Genomic DNA, 19188 nt, shown 5'->3' on the forward strand with positions numbered 1-19188 from the left:
ATGAAATTTTGGAGCGCTATTCAGGCTTGTCATAGATCGGATCTTGGTCCGATTCGGTGCCGAAGTCGGTATTGTCAGCCTGTGGTGTTGGCTGCTCGATTTCGGTCTGGTCGGGCTGGGTCTCGAGTCCGGCGTCGGTGACTGAGCCGCAACCGGCGGCCATGGCGATAACAAATGTGAAAGCGATAAGTTTATGTGCGAGAGATTTCATAGTGATCCTTGGTTTTATTAGAATGATAAATTGTAACGTTAGTATGATTTATACTCCCAGGATTAATAGTCTGAGAATTTTGAACATACTGGTTCTTGATTACAAGAGTGTTTCGCGAATGTTTTGTTACAAAAAAATCTGGTTTCTTATGATGTTGACCCGGGAATTAATTTGTAACAAATATTACATTGGCTTAAAAAATTAGCCTAATAGTAATTTTGACTTATAAATAAAAGATTTATACTGTATTTTGATGTTATTAATAACATCAAGAGTCAAATAATGTAATTATCCATACCTTTAAAAATTTTAATTTTTTAATATATTCCTCATGCTGATATTTGCTTGATTACTTAATAGTCCTATATTAGAGACAGAATCTACAGACGGTACAGTTGGTATAATAATCGGGATCGGTAAAGCTCATCTAATAAGAGATCATAATATCTTGAGTAACTCTAAAGTTGATTATTCAGAATTAGTTTATGCTCTTCAGCAGCGACAAGAGGGCAAGGCCAATGAACTGCTAAAAGAATTACTATCTCGTCTTAAAGATTATTTAATGGTAGTTGTAGGGGCCGAAGAAAAGGATGCTGAGGAATGTGTACAACAAGCTTTTACCAAGGTATATGAGCAGATACGAAAGGATAATATTCAGGAGGAAAAATATATTTTTAGTTATATGATCCGGGCCTGTCGTCATGAATATTTTCGTTATTCTAAGGAGCAGCATCGCTTTAATAACCCCATGGAAAATCATAAAGAGCATTTGGTTGACCCGGCTGAGCAGGTGCAAAATCTAATGGATAAAGATCGACAGAAGATTTTGGAGGCTTGTCTCAATGAGCTGCGTGAAAAATCACGAAAGTTTATTGAATATTTCATTGATAAACCAGATGCCACTACCAAAGAAGCAAGCGCGCATTTTGATATTTCAGGAGCCAATGTTCGGACAAAGAAGTCCCGGATTATAAGTCGTCTTCACCACTGCTTTAAGCGAAAATGGAAACAGTAGAACCGCAGAGAAATCAGAGGAAACCGCAGGTTTCGCAGAGATGTTACTTTATTGTTGCTTCCACGGCAAATATTAGCGTAGTTCACGGTTAAAACTTACCACAGAAAAGTACTTTTGTGGGTAACTCTGCGGTTAATTCTAAGAGATATTAGCTCTTGTCCATTCAGTAGTTCAGCTTTTTCGTGCAGACAAGATTTGAGAATCTGCCACTACAAATACTTTATCTTTTTTCCCAGGCTTTATCACGTCAGTCCCAGTAAATCCTCCAAAGGCAGGAAGAATTCCGTAATCTTTTCCGAAATAAAAACAGGGTAGTTTTATGGCCTGTCGTCCTGGACCGGTTAACTTAACGGCGGGATGTACATGTCCACTTAAAATGTAATGATCTGATGCAGCAGGATCTTCAAATAGATTAATGTCGTGTGTTAATAAAAAAGGGTCAAGAGAAAGCTTATTAAAAACATTAATTATTCCTGCGTGATAGTTCTGCTTGTCTAAAATGTCATGATTCCCAATAACCAGACTTACTTCAAGTTGGCGATACTGTTTTCGCCACTTGACAAATTGTTGCCATTCGTTGTTGATATCACTGTGAAACAGATCTCCCAAAATGATCAGATGGTCGGGAGATGTTTTATCTAAGATTTGATCAAGAGAATTGAGATTTGTTTCATTTATTTGATCTGGGACAGGAATGCCATTTTTTCTGAAATGTCCCGACTTTCCAATATGGAGATCACTTATTAACAGCATTTTTTTCTTCTGCCAATACACTGCTTTTTCCGGCAGAAGCCAAAATCGCTGGTGTTTTAAATTAAAAACTTTGGCGTGTTCAAACATAGCTGTGAATGTATGAAACCGCTGATCTCTATTCAAAAGAAATTAACAGAGGAGGCGCGGTCTAATTTCTCTTGCCGTAGATATGGTTCTTTATTATACAAAGTGTCACGAGGGGGCACAGAGGACCACAGAGAAACCTCCGTGTAATTTTTTGTCTCTCTGTGTACCCGGGGTACAGCTTTTTATATCTATGACTGATACTTTTGAGTTTCGCTCTGATCTCTCTCCCTCCGGATAAGGTCCCTCTGCGTATCCCTCCGCGGTTAACCACACTATTATTTTCTACCGCAGAGGGTCTCAGAGGAATTCACCGAGCTACGCAGAGCTGATATATTCACTCTTTAGATTCTCTGCGGCATCCTCTGCGCAACTCTGCGGTTTACTAAATTTACACTTTTTTAACCGCGGAGGACACAGAGGGAGTCGCGGAGGTGCGCAGATTTTCCATCCATTTCTGTGAAAACTCTGTAATTAACTTAAGTATGCTTTTCGAGCTGCAGCTGCATTCGTTGTACGCGGTCTGCAAGTTTTTCTGAGCTAAGCCGCTCACGAAGTCGATCCACCATAATAGGGAAGGCGAACGGCGTAAATCGATCGGTTTTCTTCAGCGTAATTCGCTGAGATTGAATTCGCTTAAGTGCTTTGCGTAGTCGTACTTCATCAAGCTGATAGGAAAGTACTTCATCGTAGGCCTGTTGCAACAATAAATTATCAGGTTCATACTGATCAAATACATCAAAAAATAACCCTGCTGAAGATTGCAGATGGCGCCCGGCTTTACGTTGACCAGGAAAACCTTTAAAAATTAATCCTGCAATATGACAAATTCCCCGGAAGCGCCGTTTGGCCAGCTCGGTATCATTCAGACTGGAAAAGATATCTTCAATAAGATTCCCATCCGAAAAGAGATCATTTTGCAGAGCTTCTCTTATCGGAATTTCCTTATCCGAGAGAAGCTCAAAACCGTAGTCATTCATTGCAATAGAAAAAGTAATGGGAGTAATCTGGGAAATGCGGTAGGCAATCAGCGCCGACATCCCCTCATGTACATAGCGTCCTTCAAAGGGATAAAAAAACAGATGATGGCCTTCGCGGGATTTCGTCTGCTCGATTACCAGCTCATCTTCATCCGGCAGCGTAGACCACCTGTTTTGCACGTCCAGTATCGGTTGGATGGTTTCGAGTTCCACATCATCCGAGGAGCCCTCAATAGCCTGATGTAATTTGTGGCGCAGCATCTGACTCATATTTGAGGATAACGACATGCGCCCGCCCATCCAGCTCGGCACTTTTGCTTTGGATGTATTAGCCCGCCGCACATAAGCAGTCATCTGTTTGGTCCGAACCAGCTCCAGACTACGTCCTGCAAACCAGAATTTGTCACCTTGGTTTAGAGATGCGATAAACCATTCTTCGATGCTGCCCAAACGTCTCCCGTTCAAATATTTGACGTTCATCATTGTATCGCTGGCAATGGTCCCAATCGACATGCGGTGACGCCGCTTAATCTTTTTATCGACCACTTTATAGAGTCCATCTTCTTCTACGACTTTGGAATATTCATCATATGCCGTCAGTGCCTGACCGCCAGTCGTTATAAAATTCATGATCCACTTCCACTCTTTCTTGTTGAGTGTCTGATACGCAAAGCTGGTTTTGACCTCTTTATACAGCTGATCGGGCTTAAATCCATCTGAAACCGCTAGCGTGATCAGATATTGAACGAGTACATCATAAGGTTTTAGGATAGGATCACGGCTTTCCAGCGCTACTTTTTGAGTAGCCGCGGTCTTAAGTGCGGCGGCTTCGATCAATTCCAGCGCATTGGTGGGTACAAAATAGATACGACTGGTTGATCCCGGCTGGTGCCCGCTTCGCCCGGCTCGCTGTAAGAAGCGCGCTACCCCTTTGGGACTTCCGACCTGGACGACCGTCTCTACCGGAGCAAAGTCAACGCCTAAATCAAGGCTGGATGTACAAACAACGGCTTTTAATCTGTCTTCATGCAGTGATTGTTCAACCCACCGTCGAATCTTTTTGCTGAGTGATCCGTGGTGGAGCGCAATTGTGCCGGCCAGTTCCGGTTTGGCTTCTAATAGCCTCTGAAACCACACCTCGGACTGTGATCGGGTATTGGTAAAGATGAGCGTAGACCGGCTGTTTTCGATAATTGGCAGTACCTTGTGCAGGAGTTTTGTTCCCAAGTGTCCCGACCATGGAAACTTTTCAACATCGTCTGGCAGTACAGACTGTACTTCTAATTTTTTCTCGACATCGGCTTTAATGATAACTGAATCCTGATTATGAGCCTCGGCACCCAGCAGCACGTCCAGGGCTTCCTGCAGATTTCCGATGGTTGCGGAGATGCCCCAGATCGATAAATCGGGACGAAGGTGTTTGAGCCGCGAGAGCCCCAATTCCGTTTGAGTACCGCGTTTTGATCCCATTAGTTCATGCCATTCATCAATGACTATTGTATCCAGATCTGAGAAATAATTCTTATATCCTTTTTGGGCCATCAAGATGTGCAGACTTTCGGGTGTGGTGATCAGCACTTCCGGCATCTGCTTTTTCAGCTTCTGTTTTTGATAGGATGATATATCGCCGGTGCGCCGGGCTACCTGCCAGGGAATATCCAGATCATCAACTACCTGTTGCAGGGCTTGTTCAATGTCCCGGGCCAGGGCGCGAAGGGGAGTAATCCACAACAACTGAAGACCATTGTCCGCAAGTTCCTGGTAAGTTTCCGGGTGCTCATCAATCCAGTTGATAAGCACAGGCATCCACAGGGCATAGGTTTTGCCGCTTCCGGTTGGGGCATTCAGCAGCCCGTTTTTACCGGCTAGTACAGCTTTCCAAACTTTTCGCTGATAGTCGAAAGGCTGCCATCCCCGCTGCTGAAACCACTCTTCAATTTTTTGATGTCCTATACTTTCCATCTGGTGATACAACGATTTTTAGATACAAGTAAAGGTAACGGAAATTCAGAAAAAGAAGTTTGCGATTTTAAACTGCACATTAAGAAAGAAGAATTCGACTGGTGTAACTCAGTGCCTATCTCTGTTTAACTTGTTATTCCTTGCCACAGAGTTATACAGATGGATCCATAGAGGGCAACGAGAAACTCTGTAGTGACTCTGCGATTACCTGTTTTCCTCTGCGGTTAAGAATTTAAAATTGTAGAAAGACATTAGATCTGGTATCAACTTGATTATCAACAAAAAAAATTTTAGTTGGAATAGGATATAATTATAAAAAGGATTGGTGATGGACGTATGGAGAAAGAAAATCGAAAAGCTTATTGGCGTGCGAATCTCACCTACGTCAGTATTTTATTGGCAATCTGGTTTTTGGTGTCGTATGTCTTTGGAATTCTGCTTGTGGACGAGTTGAATCAAATTAAAATTGCCGGATTCGAACTGGGTTTCTGGTTTGCCCAGCAAGGGTCGATCTATGTATTTGTGGTGCTCATCTTCGTGTATGTATGGCTCATGAACCGCCTCGACAAAAGATTTGATGTACATGAGGATTAATATTTACGCATTGGCCAGGCCAGAAAATCAATAATTCAACAAATCAGTAACTCAGTAATTCAATAATTCAATTATCAAAAAAGCATGGGCATTCAGGCATGGACGTATTTGTTAGTAGGTATAACCTTTGCAGTTTACATCGGCATAGCGGTGTGGTCGCGGGCGGGATCGACCAGCGATTTCTATATTGCGGGCAATAAAGTTTCTCCTTTTGCAAATGGTATGGCCACCGCCGCCGACTGGATGTCAGCCGCATCTTTTATTTCCATGGCGGGATTGATCTCTTTTATGGGATATGACGGTGCGGTTTACTTGATGGGATGGACCGGCGGATATGTGCTTTTGGCTTTGTTGTTAGCACCCTACCTTCGAAAATTTGGTAAATTTACGGTTCCTGATTTTATCGGTGATCGTTATTACTCCAACTGGGCGCGAACAGTGGCTGTTATTTGCGCCATTATCGTTTCGTTTACCTACGTTGCGGGACAGATGCGTGGCGTGGGGGTTGTTTTTGCGCGCTTCCTGGAAGTGCCGATTAATATGGGTGTACTTATCGGAATGTGCATCGTCTTTTTCTATGCGGTACTTGGCGGAATGAAAGGGATCACTTACACACAGGTGGCACAGTATTGCATTTTGATTTTCGCTTATATGGTGCCCGCCTTTTTTATCTCGTTACAGCTTACGGATGTATTTTTGCCACAGATTGGATTTGGAAGCACGCTGGCCGACGGTTCTAATACTTATCTGCTGGATAAACTCAACCAGCTGAATGTAGAGCTCGGCTTTGCAGAATATACCTCAGGTTCAAAATCCACGCTCGATGTTTTTGCTATTACTTTTGCATTGATGGTCGGAACGGCCGGATTACCGCATGTAATCGTCCGTTTTTTCACCGTTCCCAAAGTGAGAGATGCCCGAAAATCGGTGGGATATGCGCTTCTTTTTATTGCTATTCTTTATACGACCGCCCCCGCTATTTCCGCTTTTGCACGTGTAAATCTTATTGAAACTGTCTCAAGTGAAGAGTACAGCGAAGTGCCGGAGTGGTTTAACAACTGGGAGACGACCGGTTTAATCGATTTTGAGGATAAAAACGATGACGGAATTATCAGCTATGTGGCTGATGAAGATCGGAACGAGCTTACGATTGATCAGGATATTATGGTGCTGGCCAATCCGGAAATTGCTGATCTGCCGAACTGGGTGATCGCACTCGTGGCCGCAGGTGGACTGGCAGCTGCGCTCTCTACTGCAGCGGGATTACTACTGGTTATTTCAACCAGTATATCACACGACCTCATCAAAAAGCAGATTTATCCAAAGATAACGGATAAGGGAGAGCTGATCTGGGCGCGAGTCGCGGCTGGATTTGCAGTGCTGGTGGCAGGGTATTTCGGCATTAATCCACCCGGCTTTGTGGCGGCTACGGTAGCCCTGGCATTTGGTTTGGCGGCAGCCTCATTTTTCCCGGCTATCATCCTGGGTATTTTTGATAAGCGCATGAATCGGCAGGGAGCTATTACGGGGATGATCGTAGGCATTGTTCTGATGCTTTTCTACATGATTAAATATAAGCTCGGAGGTTTTGGCGGCGGCACATCGGAAGATTGGTGGTGGGGTATATCTCCCGAAGGCTTCGGAACCATTGCCATGGTCGTCAACCTTGTGATAGCCGTAGTTGTTTCGCGATTGACAGCAAAACCACCTCATGAAGTGCAGGAAATGGTCGAAAAGATTCGATATCCGGCTGAATCGGGAAGGGCTTCCAGTGAATAATTATTTAAAAGAAAATGCAAAATTAGTTATTATAAAACACAGCTGTACTAAATGGATTAACAGTAATTAAAGCACATTTAGATATGGGATTCCAGATCACATCATTTGACGAATATCAAGAAGAATATAGTAAAAGTGTAAAAGACCGAGAGGGTTTTTGGGCGGATTATGCTGAGACATTTGACTGGCATAAAAAGTGGGATAATATTCACAGCGGCAGTTTTGAAGAAGGAAATATTAAGTGGTTTGAAGGGGGTAAACTGAATATCACAGAAAATTGCCTCGACCGTCATCTGGATGAAATCGGGGACAAAGTAGCTTTTCATTTCGAGGCGAATGATCCTGAAGAGGGACCGCGATCATTGACGTACAGTGAACTTCACAAAGAGGTCTGTAAATTTGCCAATGTGCTGGAATCAAAAGGAATTGGGAAAGGTGATCGTGTGGCTATTTATATGGCTATGACGCCGGAGATTGCCATTGCAACGCTGGCCTGTGCTCGCGTTGGCGCAGTACATTCTATTGTTTTTGCGGGATTTTCTGCCCAGTCGCTGGCCGAACGTATTCAGGACTGCGACGCCAAGATGCTGATTACCAATGACGGACTTCAGCGTGGCACTAAACTGGTACCGCTGAAAGAAATTTCGGACAAAGCTCTTGAAGACTGTTCTACAATTGAAAATGTGATAGTCTGTGAGCGGACTAAGAATGATATCAACTGGGTAGAAGGACGTGATGAATGGTGGCACGATCTAATGGCCGACGCATCCGCCGATCACGAAGCCGTTGAGATGGATGCCGAAGACCCGCTCTTTATTCTCTATACATCGGGATCAACCGGTAAGCCCAAAGGTCAGCTTCATACCTGTGGCGGATATATGACCTATGTCAGCTATACGTTGAAAAATGTATTTCAGGTTGGTCGTGATGATGTGTACTGGTGTACGGCTGATGCGGGCTGGATTACCGGGCATTCCTATATTATTTACGGTCCGCTGTTGAATGGAATTACGGGAATCATTTTTGAAAGTACGCCGATGTATCCCGATCCCGGAAGGCTTTGGGCCGTGTGCGATAAGTATGATGTAACCCATTTTTATACTTCGCCGACGGCTATTCGCGCACTGATGAAAGAGAATATTAAATATGTTAAAGAGCACGATTTAAGTTCTCTTGAAGTGCTGGGTACGGTCGGCGAACCGATTAATGAGGAAGCCTGGCACTGGTACAACGAGGAGATAGGAAATGAAAACTGTCCTATTGTCGATACCTGGTGGCAGACCGAAACCGGCGGTATTATGATTTCACCCATTGCCGGTGTTACACCTACAAAGCCTGGATTTGCAACCTTGCCGCTTCCAGGGGTTGAACCTGCGTTAATGGATGATGAAACAAAGGAGGAAGTTGAAGGTAATGGCGTGCAGGGTGACTTGGTCATCAAGCAGCCGTGGCCCGGTATAACCCGCGGCGTGTGGGGTGATCAGGAGCGCTATATGAATACGTATTTCAACAAATATCCGGGATATTACTTTACTGGTGATGGCTGTCGCCGTGATGAAGATGGTTACTATCGTATTACCGGTCGGGTTGATGATGTGTTGAATGTTTCGGGACACCGACTGGGAACTGCCGAAATCGAGAATGCCATTGATGAGCATCCCAAAGTGGTAGAGGCTGCTATCGTTGGCTATCCGCATGATGTAAAAGGAGAGGGGATCTTTGCTTTTATGACGTGCGAAGATGGCGTCTCTGATCCGGAGACATTTAAAACTGAAATCCACGACCTCGTATCCCAGATTATCAGTCCTATTGCAAAGCCGGATAAAGTGCAGGTAGTAGAGGGACTTCCAAAAACCCGATCTGGCAAAATAATGCGTCGTATCCTGCGGAAAATAGCCGCCGGTGAAACCGATGATATGGGTGATACTTCCACACTTGTTGACCCCGAGGTGGTTGATGAAATTAAAGGCGGTACTGCTTATTAGTGTTTTATTTTGTTTAACCGCAGAGTTGCGCGGAGGCTTAACAATATTATTTCTGTGTAACTCTGCGACTTCCTCTGATTACCTCTGCGGTTAGTAAATATTTTGAGTGAAATAACCGCAGAGTTTCACGAAGGGATCCACGAAGAACGCAGAGGAAATTCTGCTGAGTGAAGAGAAGTAAGGAACTAAATCTGTAGTAGTAATCCCGTAATAAAAAGTAGAAAGCTCACCACCAGTAGTATCAGGCGAAATCGAGTGCTCATCATTACAGGATGAAAAAGTAGTCCGTATGTTAAAGGTTTATCCTCCAGCCAATCGTAATAGTGATGGCGATGCGCCTCTCCCAGTGCTAACGTTACATGTCCGTGAAGGATTGTTATCATAAAAGGAACAGAAAAGAAAATACATCCTGTATAAGCAATCGTTTTTTCAATATTTGCAAATTCAGCTATATACAGGTAGGGCCATGAAAAGAGCAAAAAGAAAGGTAAACTCAGCAGCCAGTTTAGGATGCAAATCCGTTTAAAATTGCCGGGGTTTAGTTCCTGATTCATATCCAGTATTGAAAGATGATTTTGAATGTGGATGAGCAGATTCCTTTTCTTTCCAAACATGAATGTACCAATACAGAGGCATAGAAATTCCATTCAGGAATAATAGAACAGTAATCCACAAAAAGCGTTTTTCAGTATCTAAATGCTGATTCTGCACAGTGTGGATCAGATAGAAAATGACCAATCCCAGGTAAAGTAGAAAAAACAAGAAGGTGTAGGGAAGTATATATGCCAGGTAGGAAAAAAATTGCATAGGCATACTTGGATCATTAAGAAATAAAAAAGAGGCAAAGTGATAGAGTGCAAAAAGGAATGTGCCGGCAGCAAGAAGCAGTGGAAACAGTGTTAAGACTCCCAATACAATTTTAGCTGGTTTATTTAACTCCATTAAATTTGGCTGGCAATGAGCATTTCAATTTCGCGATATGGCATATCAAAAATCTTGGAAAGAGATTTCTTGGTCAGATGCTTTTTATAAACATAGGTGCCGTTTCGAAGAGCCGTATTAGTCCATAAACACTCTTTGATACCTCCCGCATCGCCAATGGCCAGTAGGTAAGGCACGATTACATTATTCAGCGCATAGGTTGCCGTACGAGCTACATTCGATGGAATATTGGGTACACAATAGTGGATCACATCATGGGCCAAGTAGGTAGGATGCGAATGAGTGGTCGCTTTGCTGGTGGCGATACATCCTCCCTGGTCAATAACCGTGTCCACAATAACGCTTCCCGGTTTCATTGAAGAAACCATTGGCTCAGTCACCAGGCACGGAGCTCGTTCTCCCTCAAACATAGCAGCGCCGATCAGAACATCGGCATATTGCAAAGCAGATGACAGGTACTGGTAATTAGCAGTAGATGTGATAATCCGCCGATCCAGGGCATTTTCGAGATGACGGAGCCGGGCTAATTCATTATCCATAACAAAAACCTGGGCACCGTATCCCAGGGCAGTGCGGGCTGCGTATTCGGCAGTAATACCGGCGCCAAGAATCACGACAGTGGCAGGAGGAATCCCAGAAATACCGCCAAGCATTATACCCTGCCCGCCTTCGGATTTTTCCAGATAATGAGCACCGATTTGTACGGACATAGAACCCGTAATTTCATGCATCATACGTACTATCGGGAATTCTTTGTCTTCGCCTTTTATAAACTCAAAGCCGATAGCCGTAATTGCCTTTTCTATAAGCGTGTCAATAAATTCTTCTGTAGCATTACCCAGGTGCAGCGCAGAGAGCAGTGTATGTTTGTGTTCCAGAAGTTCTAATTCTGATTCGGTAGGCGGGGCGACTTTGACGACCATGTCGGACTTATTATACACCTCCTCAATACTGAGGGCGATTTCAGCACCAGCATCGGCAAATTCATCATTGGTAAAATTAGCTTCTGCTCCCGCATCTTGCTCAATAAACACTTCGTGGCCGTTTGATACGAGTACAGATACTCCACCGGGTGTCAGACAAATGCGCCGTTCATCATTGGAGACTTCCCTTGGTAACCCTATCTTTAGGGAAATATTGGATTCGGATTTCATCAGCCGCTTTTCCAGCGTCTGAATGCCCATTTTTTCAGTTTCCAACGGATTGATATCCATATAATATTATTTTTCTGAAATTGGATTATTAAGGATAATTTAATCTACCTGTAGACGCTAAGCAAAACCTCAATTTAATCACTGAATAATTTGCAGAGTATCCTTCAAATAAGAATATGTTTTGTTTTTGTAAAATCCAGCAGGTTAAATTTTCCATAAATTTATGAGTATTAGACCTAAAAAAAGTTTAGGACAGCATTTTCTGACAGATGATAATATCATACAAAAAATTGCAGATGCAATACCAGCCCGCGAAGGTGATCGCGTAATAGAAATAGGTGCTGGAACTGGTGCACTTACTGGAGCTCTGGTAGAACGTTTTGAAGATCTGCTTGTTGTGGAGCTGGATGAGCGGGCCATTGAGGTACTAAATCATAAATTTGATGATTTAGAGATTCACCATGAAAATGTATTAGATGCTGATTGGCAATCTTTATCAATTGGAAAAGGAAAAACTCATGTGGTGGGAAATCTTCCGTACTATATCACCAGCCAAATATTATTCTCCCTACTCGAAAATCGCCGGCTGCTTTCTGATGCACTTTTGATGATGCAGAAAGAGGTTGCGGAGCGTCTTGTTTCTGATATCCGGACTAAAGATTATGGAATCTTGAGTGTTCAAACACAGCTGATGTGTACACCTGAAATTCTGTTTCCTGTTTCGCGTCACTGTTTTCGTCCCCAGCCCAACGTAGAGAGTGCTGTAGTGAAATTAACCTTTGATAAACCAGACTTGCAGTGCAGTGATCAAGATCTGAAGAAGGTGGTAAGAACGGCTTTTAACCAGCGAAGAAAAAAGTTAAGTAACGCTTTAAAACCGCTCGTTGCCAAAGATCAGTTGCCCGATGGATTTGATTTCGATAAACGAGCCGAAGCCTGGAAGCCACCCATGTATGAAAAGTTGACAGCACGCCTGAAGGAAGATGGCATTTTGACCTGAAATTTCGACTATCTGAAAAGCAGGTTTAAAAGAAGTAGTAGGGAAATATCTTATCATTTGGCGTTTACTACATCTAAAGGCTTATTTGGCGATAAATCTGACATTCTCGAAAAGTTTGGTATGGTACTTGCTCACCTTAGTACCTAAAAATGAAGTACAGTTTTTATAACTGATTCAAAAAGTATTTCCAGCATTTTTGCTGAACTCAAATAATTTCAACTTCAATTAATAACTCAAATCTAGGAGTCATACATATGGCTAAATCTAAAATCAAACCGTTAAGTGATCGCGTTTTGGTTCAGCCGGCACCTGCTGAAGAAAAAACGGAATCTGGAATTATCATTCCTGACTCGGCAAAAGAAAAGCCGCAGGAAGGCACCGTTGTTGCGGCAGGACCGGGCAAAGTAGAAAACGGCAGTAAAATTGAAATGTCGGTGAATGAAGGCGACAAAGTGCTTTATGGAAAGTATTCCGGCACTGAAGTCACGCTTGATGGTGAAGAGTATTTGATCATGCGTGAATCCGACATTTTGGGAATTGTTGAATAAGCATATCATTGCTCAAAAATTTTAAACTATAAACTCATAAAAAATTAGAAGACAATATGTCTGCAAAACTAGTTCATTACGATATGGAAGCGCGCGATGCTCTCAAGAAAGGCGTTGACAAGCTTGCGAATGCTGTCAAGGTCACTTTGGGACCGCGTGGACGAAACGTAGTAATTGAAAAATCATTCGGATCGCCGACCGTTACAAAAGACGGCGTTACAGTAGCAAAAGAAATTGAGCTGTCCAACAAGCGGGAAAATATGGGCGCTCAGATGGTGAAGGAAGTTGCTTCTAAAACCAGTGATAATGCTGGCGACGGAACGACCACTGCTACTGTATTAGCACAATCCATCATTCAAACCGGCCTGAAAAATGTGACTGCCGGAGCGAATCCGATGGAATTGAAGCGCGGCATCGACACAGCAGTTAAAGCTGTCGTTGAGGAGCTTCGCAAAACAAGTCAGCCTGTTGGTGACAGCCTTGAGAGCATTAAGCAAATTGGTTCTATTTCTGCCAACGGCGATGAAGAGATTGGCCAAAATATTGCTGACGCAATGGAAAAAGTCGGCCAAGACGGTGTAATTACCGTAGAAGAAGCCAAAGGTACTGAAACCTATCTCGAAACGGTTGAAGGTATGCAGTTCGACCGCGGATATCTGTCGCCTTATTTCGTGACGGATTCCGAAAATATGGTTGCTGAATTGGAAGAGCCGCACATCCTGATTTTCGACAGCAAGATCTCGAATATGAAGGATCTGCTTCCAATTCTTGAAAAAGTAATTCAAACCGGTAAGCCGCTGCTGATCATCGCCGAAGATATCGAAGGCGAAGCACTGGCTACTTTGGTTGTTAATAAGCTGCGCGGATCGCTCAAGATTGCAGCTGTTAAAGCGCCAGGATTCGGTGATCGTCGTAAGCAGATGTTGGAAGACATCGCGATCTTAACTGACGGTACTGTTATCTCTGAAGAGCGCGGATACAAGCTTGAGAATGCTACGCTTGACTTCCTTGGTACCGCAGATCGTGTGAACATCACAAAAGATGACACCACAATCGTTGGCGGTCAGGGTAAAGATGATGATATCAAAGCCCGCGTAAATCAGATTAAAGGACAAATTGAGTCCAGCACTTCTGATTATGATCGTGAGAAGCTGCAAGAACGTCTTGCTAAGCTGAGCGGCGGCGTTGCAGTACTCAACATCGGAGCTGCTTCTGAAGTAGAAATGAAAGAGAAGAAAGCTCGTGTTGAAGATGCGCTGCATGCTACCCGCGCTGCTGTTGAAGAAGGAATCGTAGCCGGTGGTGGCGTTGCGCTGCTCCGTGCTCGAAAAGTGCTTGAAGATCTGAAAGGCGAAACCCCCGATCAGGAAGTTGGTTTCGATATCGTCCACAGAGCACTTGAAGAGCCGCTGCGAATTATCGCTAATAACGCTGGTGCAGAAGGTTCAATCGTTGTACAGAAGGTTCTTGACGGCGAAGGAGGCTTCGGATACAATGCTCGAACTGAGAAGTATGAGGATCTGATCGAAGCCGGCGTTATCGATCCTACAAAAGTAACGCGTACGGCGCTTGAAAATGCAGCTTCTGTTGCCGGCTTGATGCTGACAACCGAAGCCATCATCTCTGATAAGCCTTCTAAAGGCGATGACGATGATGATGATGGTCCTGCTGGTCCTGGCGGCGGTATGCCGGGCGGTATGGGCGGAATGGGCGGAATGGGTGGAATGATGTAAACCCATCTTCGCTGACGCCTTACGTTAGCTAATTATGAGAGCCTCATCCCGATAATTCGGGATGAGGCTTTTTTATTTGGTATGATCTGTTTATCTGATTCCTTTCGCATATATATACGAACACCGCAATATTAACAGATCATATTTTCAAGATGAAAAAGAAGAAATATACTAATGGCTTTTTGTTGGTAGGGGTAATACTATTTCTTAGCTACTGCGCCTCAACTAAGACTGCTACAATTCCACAAGGCTGGAGTTATAGTGTAAATTGGGATTCATTTAATAGTGCCCAAGTTACCCAATCAGATCATATCATTGTCCAGAATAAAGAAGATATGATCATGCTCGATGGTTCAAACGGACGTGTTATAGAAAACGACATTCGTGAAAGAGGGGGGTTCTTTTCTGAAATTGGCCGGACATATAAAGAGCAAGTCAAAGAAGATTTATTATTAAGTCAGCGGGTTGATCTAAAATATTTTCATAAAGAGCTTCCGGGGTTAAATTCAATTCTGCTGTTCAACCGTGTAGAGGAAGAAGATGAAGTTCGGAGTATTGATTTAGAAACCGGAGAGGAGGGTTGGACATCAACATCTTATGTGTGGAATTTAGACAAGTATAAAGATGTGGCTAACATCGCGGTTAACAATTTGCTGCAAGGATCTGTTGGTGCCAAAGGAATGTCTGCGGTAGCTTTGCAAACACGTTTGATTGAAAGCATGATTAAGGAAGTTCCTGAAAAGGACGCCTTTTTATTTCGAACTGTTGAGAAATTGCATCTGATTGAGCAACCATCCGGAGAGGTTTTGTGGGAGAATACAGAGATAGATGGTACGGGAATAGCAGCAGTTGATTATTTGCCTGATACTGATCAGTTACTAATAACCACTAGCATGAGCGGTCTGAAAGATATATTGGAAAATGCTGATGAAGAACAATCATTTAAACAAGTTTTGCTTGTCGATGCGGAAACTGGTGAAGTAGTTTGGCAGTCAGATTATGAAGGACGCAGTGAACAGGTGAAAAGTATTGCCAAAGTAAATGAAATGGTACATCTGAATTTTTATGGTGGTTCAGCGGAGTTTTTTGACTTTGCGGATGGCCGCCGGATATTTGGCACTCGGGATGGAAAACTCGAAGGTGACACTAAATTGGCAAGTTTTACAACAGAATACAATCTCATGGAAACACCTGAGACAGCAGCTCCGATATTCGATACCGAGGCAGTATATGCTGTGAATCCTGTAGAAGTTAAAGCCGTGGGAGTACCCGATAAAGAACTGCAAAAGGTTGATTTTACAACGGGAGAACCTATTTGGAAAACTACGTTGGAAAGCACACCTGATATACGTCAGATGCATTTAACAGAAGATGATATCGTTATTCGATTGTCATCCTCATTGCCTGATACCATGTCCGGAAATGTATCGAATATTGTTGGTAACGTTAAAGATTTGGGATTTTATGCCTTCTCCAAAAGGGACGGTGAGTTATCCTGGAAGTTGACAGCTCCATTTGAGGATCATGTGACGAATGTAATCTATAAAGATAATGTAGGTTGGGCTGCCGGGGGAGAATCTCTCTACAAATTTGACCTGAATAACGGGAACACACTTATTGATTCTACATATTCTGATTATGATCTGGGCGAAGCCAAATATATCTACGAAGCTGGAAATAGTATTGTTGTCATTGGCTTTGAAGGAGTGGTTGTAGCAGATAAGTCTGACCTTAAGGTATTATACAGTCGTTCGTTTGAAGGGAAGTTAGTTAATTTTGAAACCGACGATCGGTTTTTGGTAACAAAATCCAAACGTGTTCTTTCCGGCAAACAAAATGTTTATGTTTTTAACCTAAATAATCCGTCGGAGATCACCAGCTTTTCGCTTACGCCTCCCGATGGAAAGAAGCACGGTAAACTTGGGACGAATGGCTATCATCCGACTCAAGATTTTAAACAGCTTATTACGTTGACAGAACACGGCATAACCAGCTATCAGGTGTATTAAAGATTAGAACCTTGGTTTCTAATTTCTAAGCCCCACTTTCCGAATGTTATCGGAGGTGGGGCTTTTTTATTTTTCAGCAGTTTTCTTCATCAGGCTAAGATTCAAGAGGAGGGAATATTAGTAGTGCGTGATTTGAAATCCCGCGTTCCGTTGGGTCGGCAGTAGAGCTTCTAACAACTTAAGCTTCTCCTCGTTCCGTACCTCCGGTGCGGAATATGCATATTGAATCAGGATGGCCAGGATTAAGGGTCTTGTAAGATTTTTGCCATGAAAGGTACTTACTAACAGAGCCTCAAGAACATAAATTCTGAAAATCCTTATCCCACCGATAGTAAAGCCTGTATTAGTGTTTGTTGAGATCCTCTCCCGAACATTATAGGGAAGATGATTACTTGAAAATGTCACGGTTTTAGTCCATCCGGCATAACGAATGGTGTGCGGAGCCCAGAGGGTGAAATGAATAATTTTGTACCGGCGATTAACAACGAAATTGTCTCTGGTGTTAATGGACCATCAAAATTATTCCACCCGAAGGGTACAGCGGTTACAGCATTCTCAGCCGGACACTTTTTTGGTTCGTTTTTTGGTGACAAAAAATGAACACAACAGTCAGTCATAGTGTGCGGAAGCCGGATTTATAATTTTTCCAGCTTGCTGGTCCCAAACCGGATACGGATTGTTTGAAGTAAAAAACCACCCTACATCGCAGCACTATTTATTCATCAAAAACAGGAATTTTACCTCTGTAATGTTCAGCTGCATTGGCATTTAGAATATCGAATCGCTCAAAGTGTGTTTGCATGCGCCGCCAGAAATCGGTCCAGTTGCGTTTTGATTTCGGGGACCATGTAACTTCAGCAATAGCCGAGGCACGGGGATAAGCCATATATTCTACTTTGTCACCGCTGTGCATATATTCGGTCCAGACATTTCCCTGTGCTCCTATAACAAACTGCGATTCTTCATCCGTTAAAGCATCCGGTACAGGTTCAAAGTTATAGACCTCTTTGAGTGGCGAAAATCCGCCGATAGCCAGCGGTTCTGATTCTTCATCAGCCTGATAATAATCCAGATATACGTGACTTGTCGGCGTCATAATAACGTCATGTTCTTGTTTGGCCGCTTCGATTCCGCCCTCCATTCCGCGCCAGCTCATAACCGTTGCATTGGGTGCCAGTCCCCCTTCAAGAATCTCATCCCAGCCGATAATTTGCCGTCCGTTTTCATTAAGAAACTGTTCAATACGGGTGATGAAATAACTTTGTAGTTCTTCTTCATTTTTTAGTCCCTCTCTTTCAATAACCTGTTGGGCCAGTTCGCTTTCTTCCCATTGCTTTTTCGGTGCTTCATCTCCGCCAATATGGATATATTCCCCGGGGAAAAGTTCCAGGACTTCTACAAGTATATTTTCTAGGAATATGAACGTCTGCTCACTGGGGCAGTAAATATCCTCAAATATTCCCCAGGTCGTCTTCACTTGATAATCTTTATCTTCTACACAGCCATATTCGGGATATGCTGCCAGCGCTGCTGAAGCGTGACCCGGCATCTCAATTTCGGGAATAACAGTGATATGCCGCTGCCGGGCATATTCCACAATTTCACGTACCTCATCTTGTGTATAATATCCACCATACTCTTTACCGTCATAAATGTCAGATCCGTAATGGCCAATCAGTGTAGAGTCACGCCAGCCCCCGACCTCTGTGAGTTTGGGATACTGCTGAATTTCAAGCCGCCAGCCCTGATCTTCAGTCAAATGCCAGTGAAAACGATTCATCTTGTGCATTGCCATCAGGTCGATATACTTTTTGATGAATTCAACCGGGAAAAAGTGACGGCCGACATCCAGATGCATGCCGCGATATTCGAACCGTGGATAATCACGAATTTCAACGCTGGGAATTTTCCATTCTGTATTTTGCGGGACCAACGTGTAATCCGACTGGTAAATTTGGGACGGCATCAGTTGGAGCAGTGTTTGCATTCCATAAAAAAGACCTGCAGGATTGGATGCTTTAACAGATACTTTTTGGGGGTCGACCTTCAGTTTATATCCCTCTGGATTTTCAAAAGTCTCGGAATCTTCAATAGAAAAGCTGATGACATTTTCGGCAGGAGAACCATTACTTTCATAGAAAATTTCAATATTGGAACCGATTCCAGAATTAATCTCGTGTTTAAGCTGGGTGCCAATATTGGTAATATCCTCTTGGTCATCTTTGAGAACAATCCTTGTTTCTCTGTCTATGACAAACGAGCCATCATGAACCTGCATATGAACAGGCTCTGGTATGACAGAAGGGGCTTTCTGTCGGTCTGGGTCTGCTTTTGAGCAGTTCATTAATGTTAAGATGATCAGTAATAAAGGTGATGCAATATGTTTCATACAGAGGATATGGTTTTGTGTTAAACTCGCATCTACATTAGGAAAAATGC

The 19188-nt window shown here is 43.3% G+C and carries 14 protein-coding genes; 8 read left to right on the forward strand and 6 right to left on the reverse strand.

The features are described 5' to 3' along the window. Nucleotides 1-16: 16 nt before the first annotated feature. Nucleotides 17-211, reverse strand: coding sequence for a hypothetical protein (locus tag ACT3ID_RS11880; RefSeq protein ID WP_491542260.1), 195 nt, complete (start codon nt 209-211; stop codon nt 17-19). Nucleotides 212-659: 448 nt separating this feature from the next. Here ACT3ID_RS11880 and ACT3ID_RS11885 point away from each other — a divergent pair, with 448 nt between their 5' ends. Beyond that, nucleotides 660-1226: an RNA polymerase sigma factor gene (locus tag ACT3ID_RS11885; RefSeq protein WP_491542261.1), complete on the forward strand. Its 567-nt coding sequence runs from the start codon at nt 660-662 to the stop codon at nt 1224-1226. Nucleotides 1227-1397: 171 nt separating this feature from the next. Here the strand turns inward: ACT3ID_RS11885 and pdeM are convergent, their stop codons facing one another. Both pdeM and ACT3ID_RS11895 read right to left on the reverse strand, forming a co-directional pair. Beyond that, nucleotides 1398-2066: a ligase-associated DNA damage response endonuclease PdeM gene (pdeM, locus tag ACT3ID_RS11890; protein ID WP_491542262.1), complete on the reverse strand. Its 669-nt coding sequence runs from the start codon at nt 2064-2066 to the stop codon at nt 1398-1400. Between the two features lie 476 nt (nt 2067-2542). Then, nucleotides 2543-5005: a ligase-associated DNA damage response DEXH box helicase gene (locus ACT3ID_RS11895; protein WP_491542263.1), complete on the reverse strand. Its 2463-nt coding sequence runs from the start codon at nt 5003-5005 to the stop codon at nt 2543-2545. Nucleotides 5006-5341: 336 nt separating this feature from the next. On the opposite strand from ACT3ID_RS11895, the gene ACT3ID_RS11900 reads away from it, so the two are divergent. The 3 genes from ACT3ID_RS11900 to acs all read left to right on the forward strand — a co-directional run bounded on the left by ACT3ID_RS11900 (nt 5342) and on the right by acs (nt 9363). Then, nucleotides 5342-5599 (forward strand): DUF4212 domain-containing protein, encoded by a 258-nt coding sequence (locus ACT3ID_RS11900; protein WP_491542264.1) that lies wholly within the window; start codon nt 5342-5344, stop codon nt 5597-5599. 84 nt (nt 5600-5683) lie between these two features. Next, nucleotides 5684-7378: a sodium:solute symporter family protein gene (locus tag ACT3ID_RS11905; RefSeq protein WP_491542265.1), complete on the forward strand. Its 1695-nt coding sequence runs from the start codon at nt 5684-5686 to the stop codon at nt 7376-7378. An 83-nt stretch (nt 7379-7461) separates the two neighbouring features. Further along, the gene (gene acs / locus ACT3ID_RS11910) at nt 7462-9363 is read left to right on the forward strand and encodes an acetate--CoA ligase (RefSeq protein ID WP_491542266.1); all 1902 of its coding nucleotides are present in this window, start codon (nt 7462-7464) and stop codon (nt 9361-9363) included. 185 nt (nt 9364-9548) lie between these two features. Here acs and ACT3ID_RS11915 read toward each other — a convergent pair whose 3' ends face one another. Both ACT3ID_RS11915 and ACT3ID_RS11920 read right to left on the reverse strand, forming a co-directional pair. Further along, entirely contained in the window at nt 9549-9977 is a 429-nt protein-coding gene (locus ACT3ID_RS11915) for a hypothetical protein (RefSeq protein WP_491542267.1), read from the reverse strand. 327 nt (nt 9978-10304) lie between these two features. Beyond that, on the reverse strand, nt 10305-11519 hold the full coding sequence (locus tag ACT3ID_RS11920) for an alanine dehydrogenase (protein WP_491542268.1): 1215 nt from the start codon (nt 11517-11519) through the stop codon (nt 10305-10307). Between the two features lie 163 nt (nt 11520-11682). On the opposite strand from ACT3ID_RS11920, the gene rsmA reads away from it, so the two are divergent. The 4 genes from rsmA (at nt 11683) to ACT3ID_RS11940 (ending at nt 16749) form a co-directional block, all read left to right on the forward strand. Further along, nucleotides 11683-12459, forward strand: coding sequence for a 16S rRNA (adenine(1518)-N(6)/adenine(1519)-N(6))-dimethyltransferase RsmA (gene rsmA, locus ACT3ID_RS11925; protein ID WP_491542269.1), 777 nt, complete (start codon nt 11683-11685; stop codon nt 12457-12459). A gap of 254 nt (nt 12460-12713) precedes the next feature. Further along, nucleotides 12714-13007, forward strand: a complete 294-nt coding sequence (gene groES, locus ACT3ID_RS11930) for a co-chaperone GroES (RefSeq protein WP_491542270.1) — start codon at nt 12714-12716, stop codon at nt 13005-13007. 56 nt (nt 13008-13063) lie between these two features. Next, nucleotides 13064-14740, forward strand: a complete 1677-nt coding sequence (groL, locus tag ACT3ID_RS11935) for a chaperonin GroEL (protein ID WP_491542271.1) — start codon at nt 13064-13066, stop codon at nt 14738-14740. Nucleotides 14741-14892: 152 nt separating this feature from the next. Then, the gene (locus ACT3ID_RS11940) at nt 14893-16749 is read left to right on the forward strand and encodes an outer membrane protein assembly factor BamB family protein (RefSeq protein WP_491542272.1); all 1857 of its coding nucleotides are present in this window, start codon (nt 14893-14895) and stop codon (nt 16747-16749) included. A 715-nt stretch (nt 16750-17464) separates the two neighbouring features. Here ACT3ID_RS11940 and ACT3ID_RS11945 read toward each other — a convergent pair. Beyond that, complete coding sequence (locus ACT3ID_RS11945; RefSeq protein WP_491542273.1) at nt 17465-19138, reverse strand: beta-N-acetylhexosaminidase; 1674 nt, start codon at nt 19136-19138, stop codon at nt 17465-17467. Nucleotides 19139-19188 lie beyond the last annotated feature (50 nt).

The sequence above is a fragment of the Fodinibius sp. GM108 genome (genome assembly GCF_058386985.1).

What these genes read in the sequence shown, in the direction of transcription:
- ACT3ID_RS11880 (WP_491542260.1), bottom strand. Translation starts at nt 211, where the DNA reads ATGAAATCTCTCGCACATAAACTTATCGCTTTCACATTTGTTATCGCC.
- pdeM (WP_491542262.1), bottom strand. Translation starts at nt 2,066, where the DNA reads ATGTTTGAACACGCCAAAGTTTTTAATTTAAAACACCAGCGATTTTGG.
- ACT3ID_RS11895 (WP_491542263.1), bottom strand. Translation starts at nt 5,005, where the DNA reads ATGGAAAGTATAGGACATCAAAAAATTGAAGAGTGGTTTCAGCAGCGG.
- ACT3ID_RS11900 (WP_491542264.1), top strand. Translation starts at nt 5,342, where the DNA reads ATGGAGAAAGAAAATCGAAAAGCTTATTGGCGTGCGAATCTCACCTAC.
- ACT3ID_RS11905 (WP_491542265.1), top strand. Translation starts at nt 5,684, where the DNA reads ATGGGCATTCAGGCATGGACGTATTTGTTAGTAGGTATAACCTTTGCA.
- acs (WP_491542266.1), top strand. Translation starts at nt 7,462, where the DNA reads ATGGGATTCCAGATCACATCATTTGACGAATATCAAGAAGAATATAGT.
- ACT3ID_RS11915 (WP_491542267.1), bottom strand. Translation starts at nt 9,977, where the DNA reads ATGTTTGGAAAGAAAAGGAATCTGCTCATCCACATTCAAAATCATCTT.
- ACT3ID_RS11920 (WP_491542268.1), bottom strand. Translation starts at nt 11,519, where the DNA reads ATGGATATCAATCCGTTGGAAACTGAAAAAATGGGCATTCAGACGCTG.
- rsmA (WP_491542269.1), top strand. Translation starts at nt 11,683, where the DNA reads ATGAGTATTAGACCTAAAAAAAGTTTAGGACAGCATTTTCTGACAGAT.
- groES (WP_491542270.1), top strand. Translation starts at nt 12,714, where the DNA reads ATGGCTAAATCTAAAATCAAACCGTTAAGTGATCGCGTTTTGGTTCAG.
- groL (WP_491542271.1), top strand. Translation starts at nt 13,064, where the DNA reads ATGTCTGCAAAACTAGTTCATTACGATATGGAAGCGCGCGATGCTCTC.
- ACT3ID_RS11940 (WP_491542272.1), top strand. Translation starts at nt 14,893, where the DNA reads ATGAAAAAGAAGAAATATACTAATGGCTTTTTGTTGGTAGGGGTAATA.
- ACT3ID_RS11945 (WP_491542273.1), bottom strand. Translation starts at nt 19,138, where the DNA reads ATGAAACATATTGCATCACCTTTATTACTGATCATCTTAACATTAATG.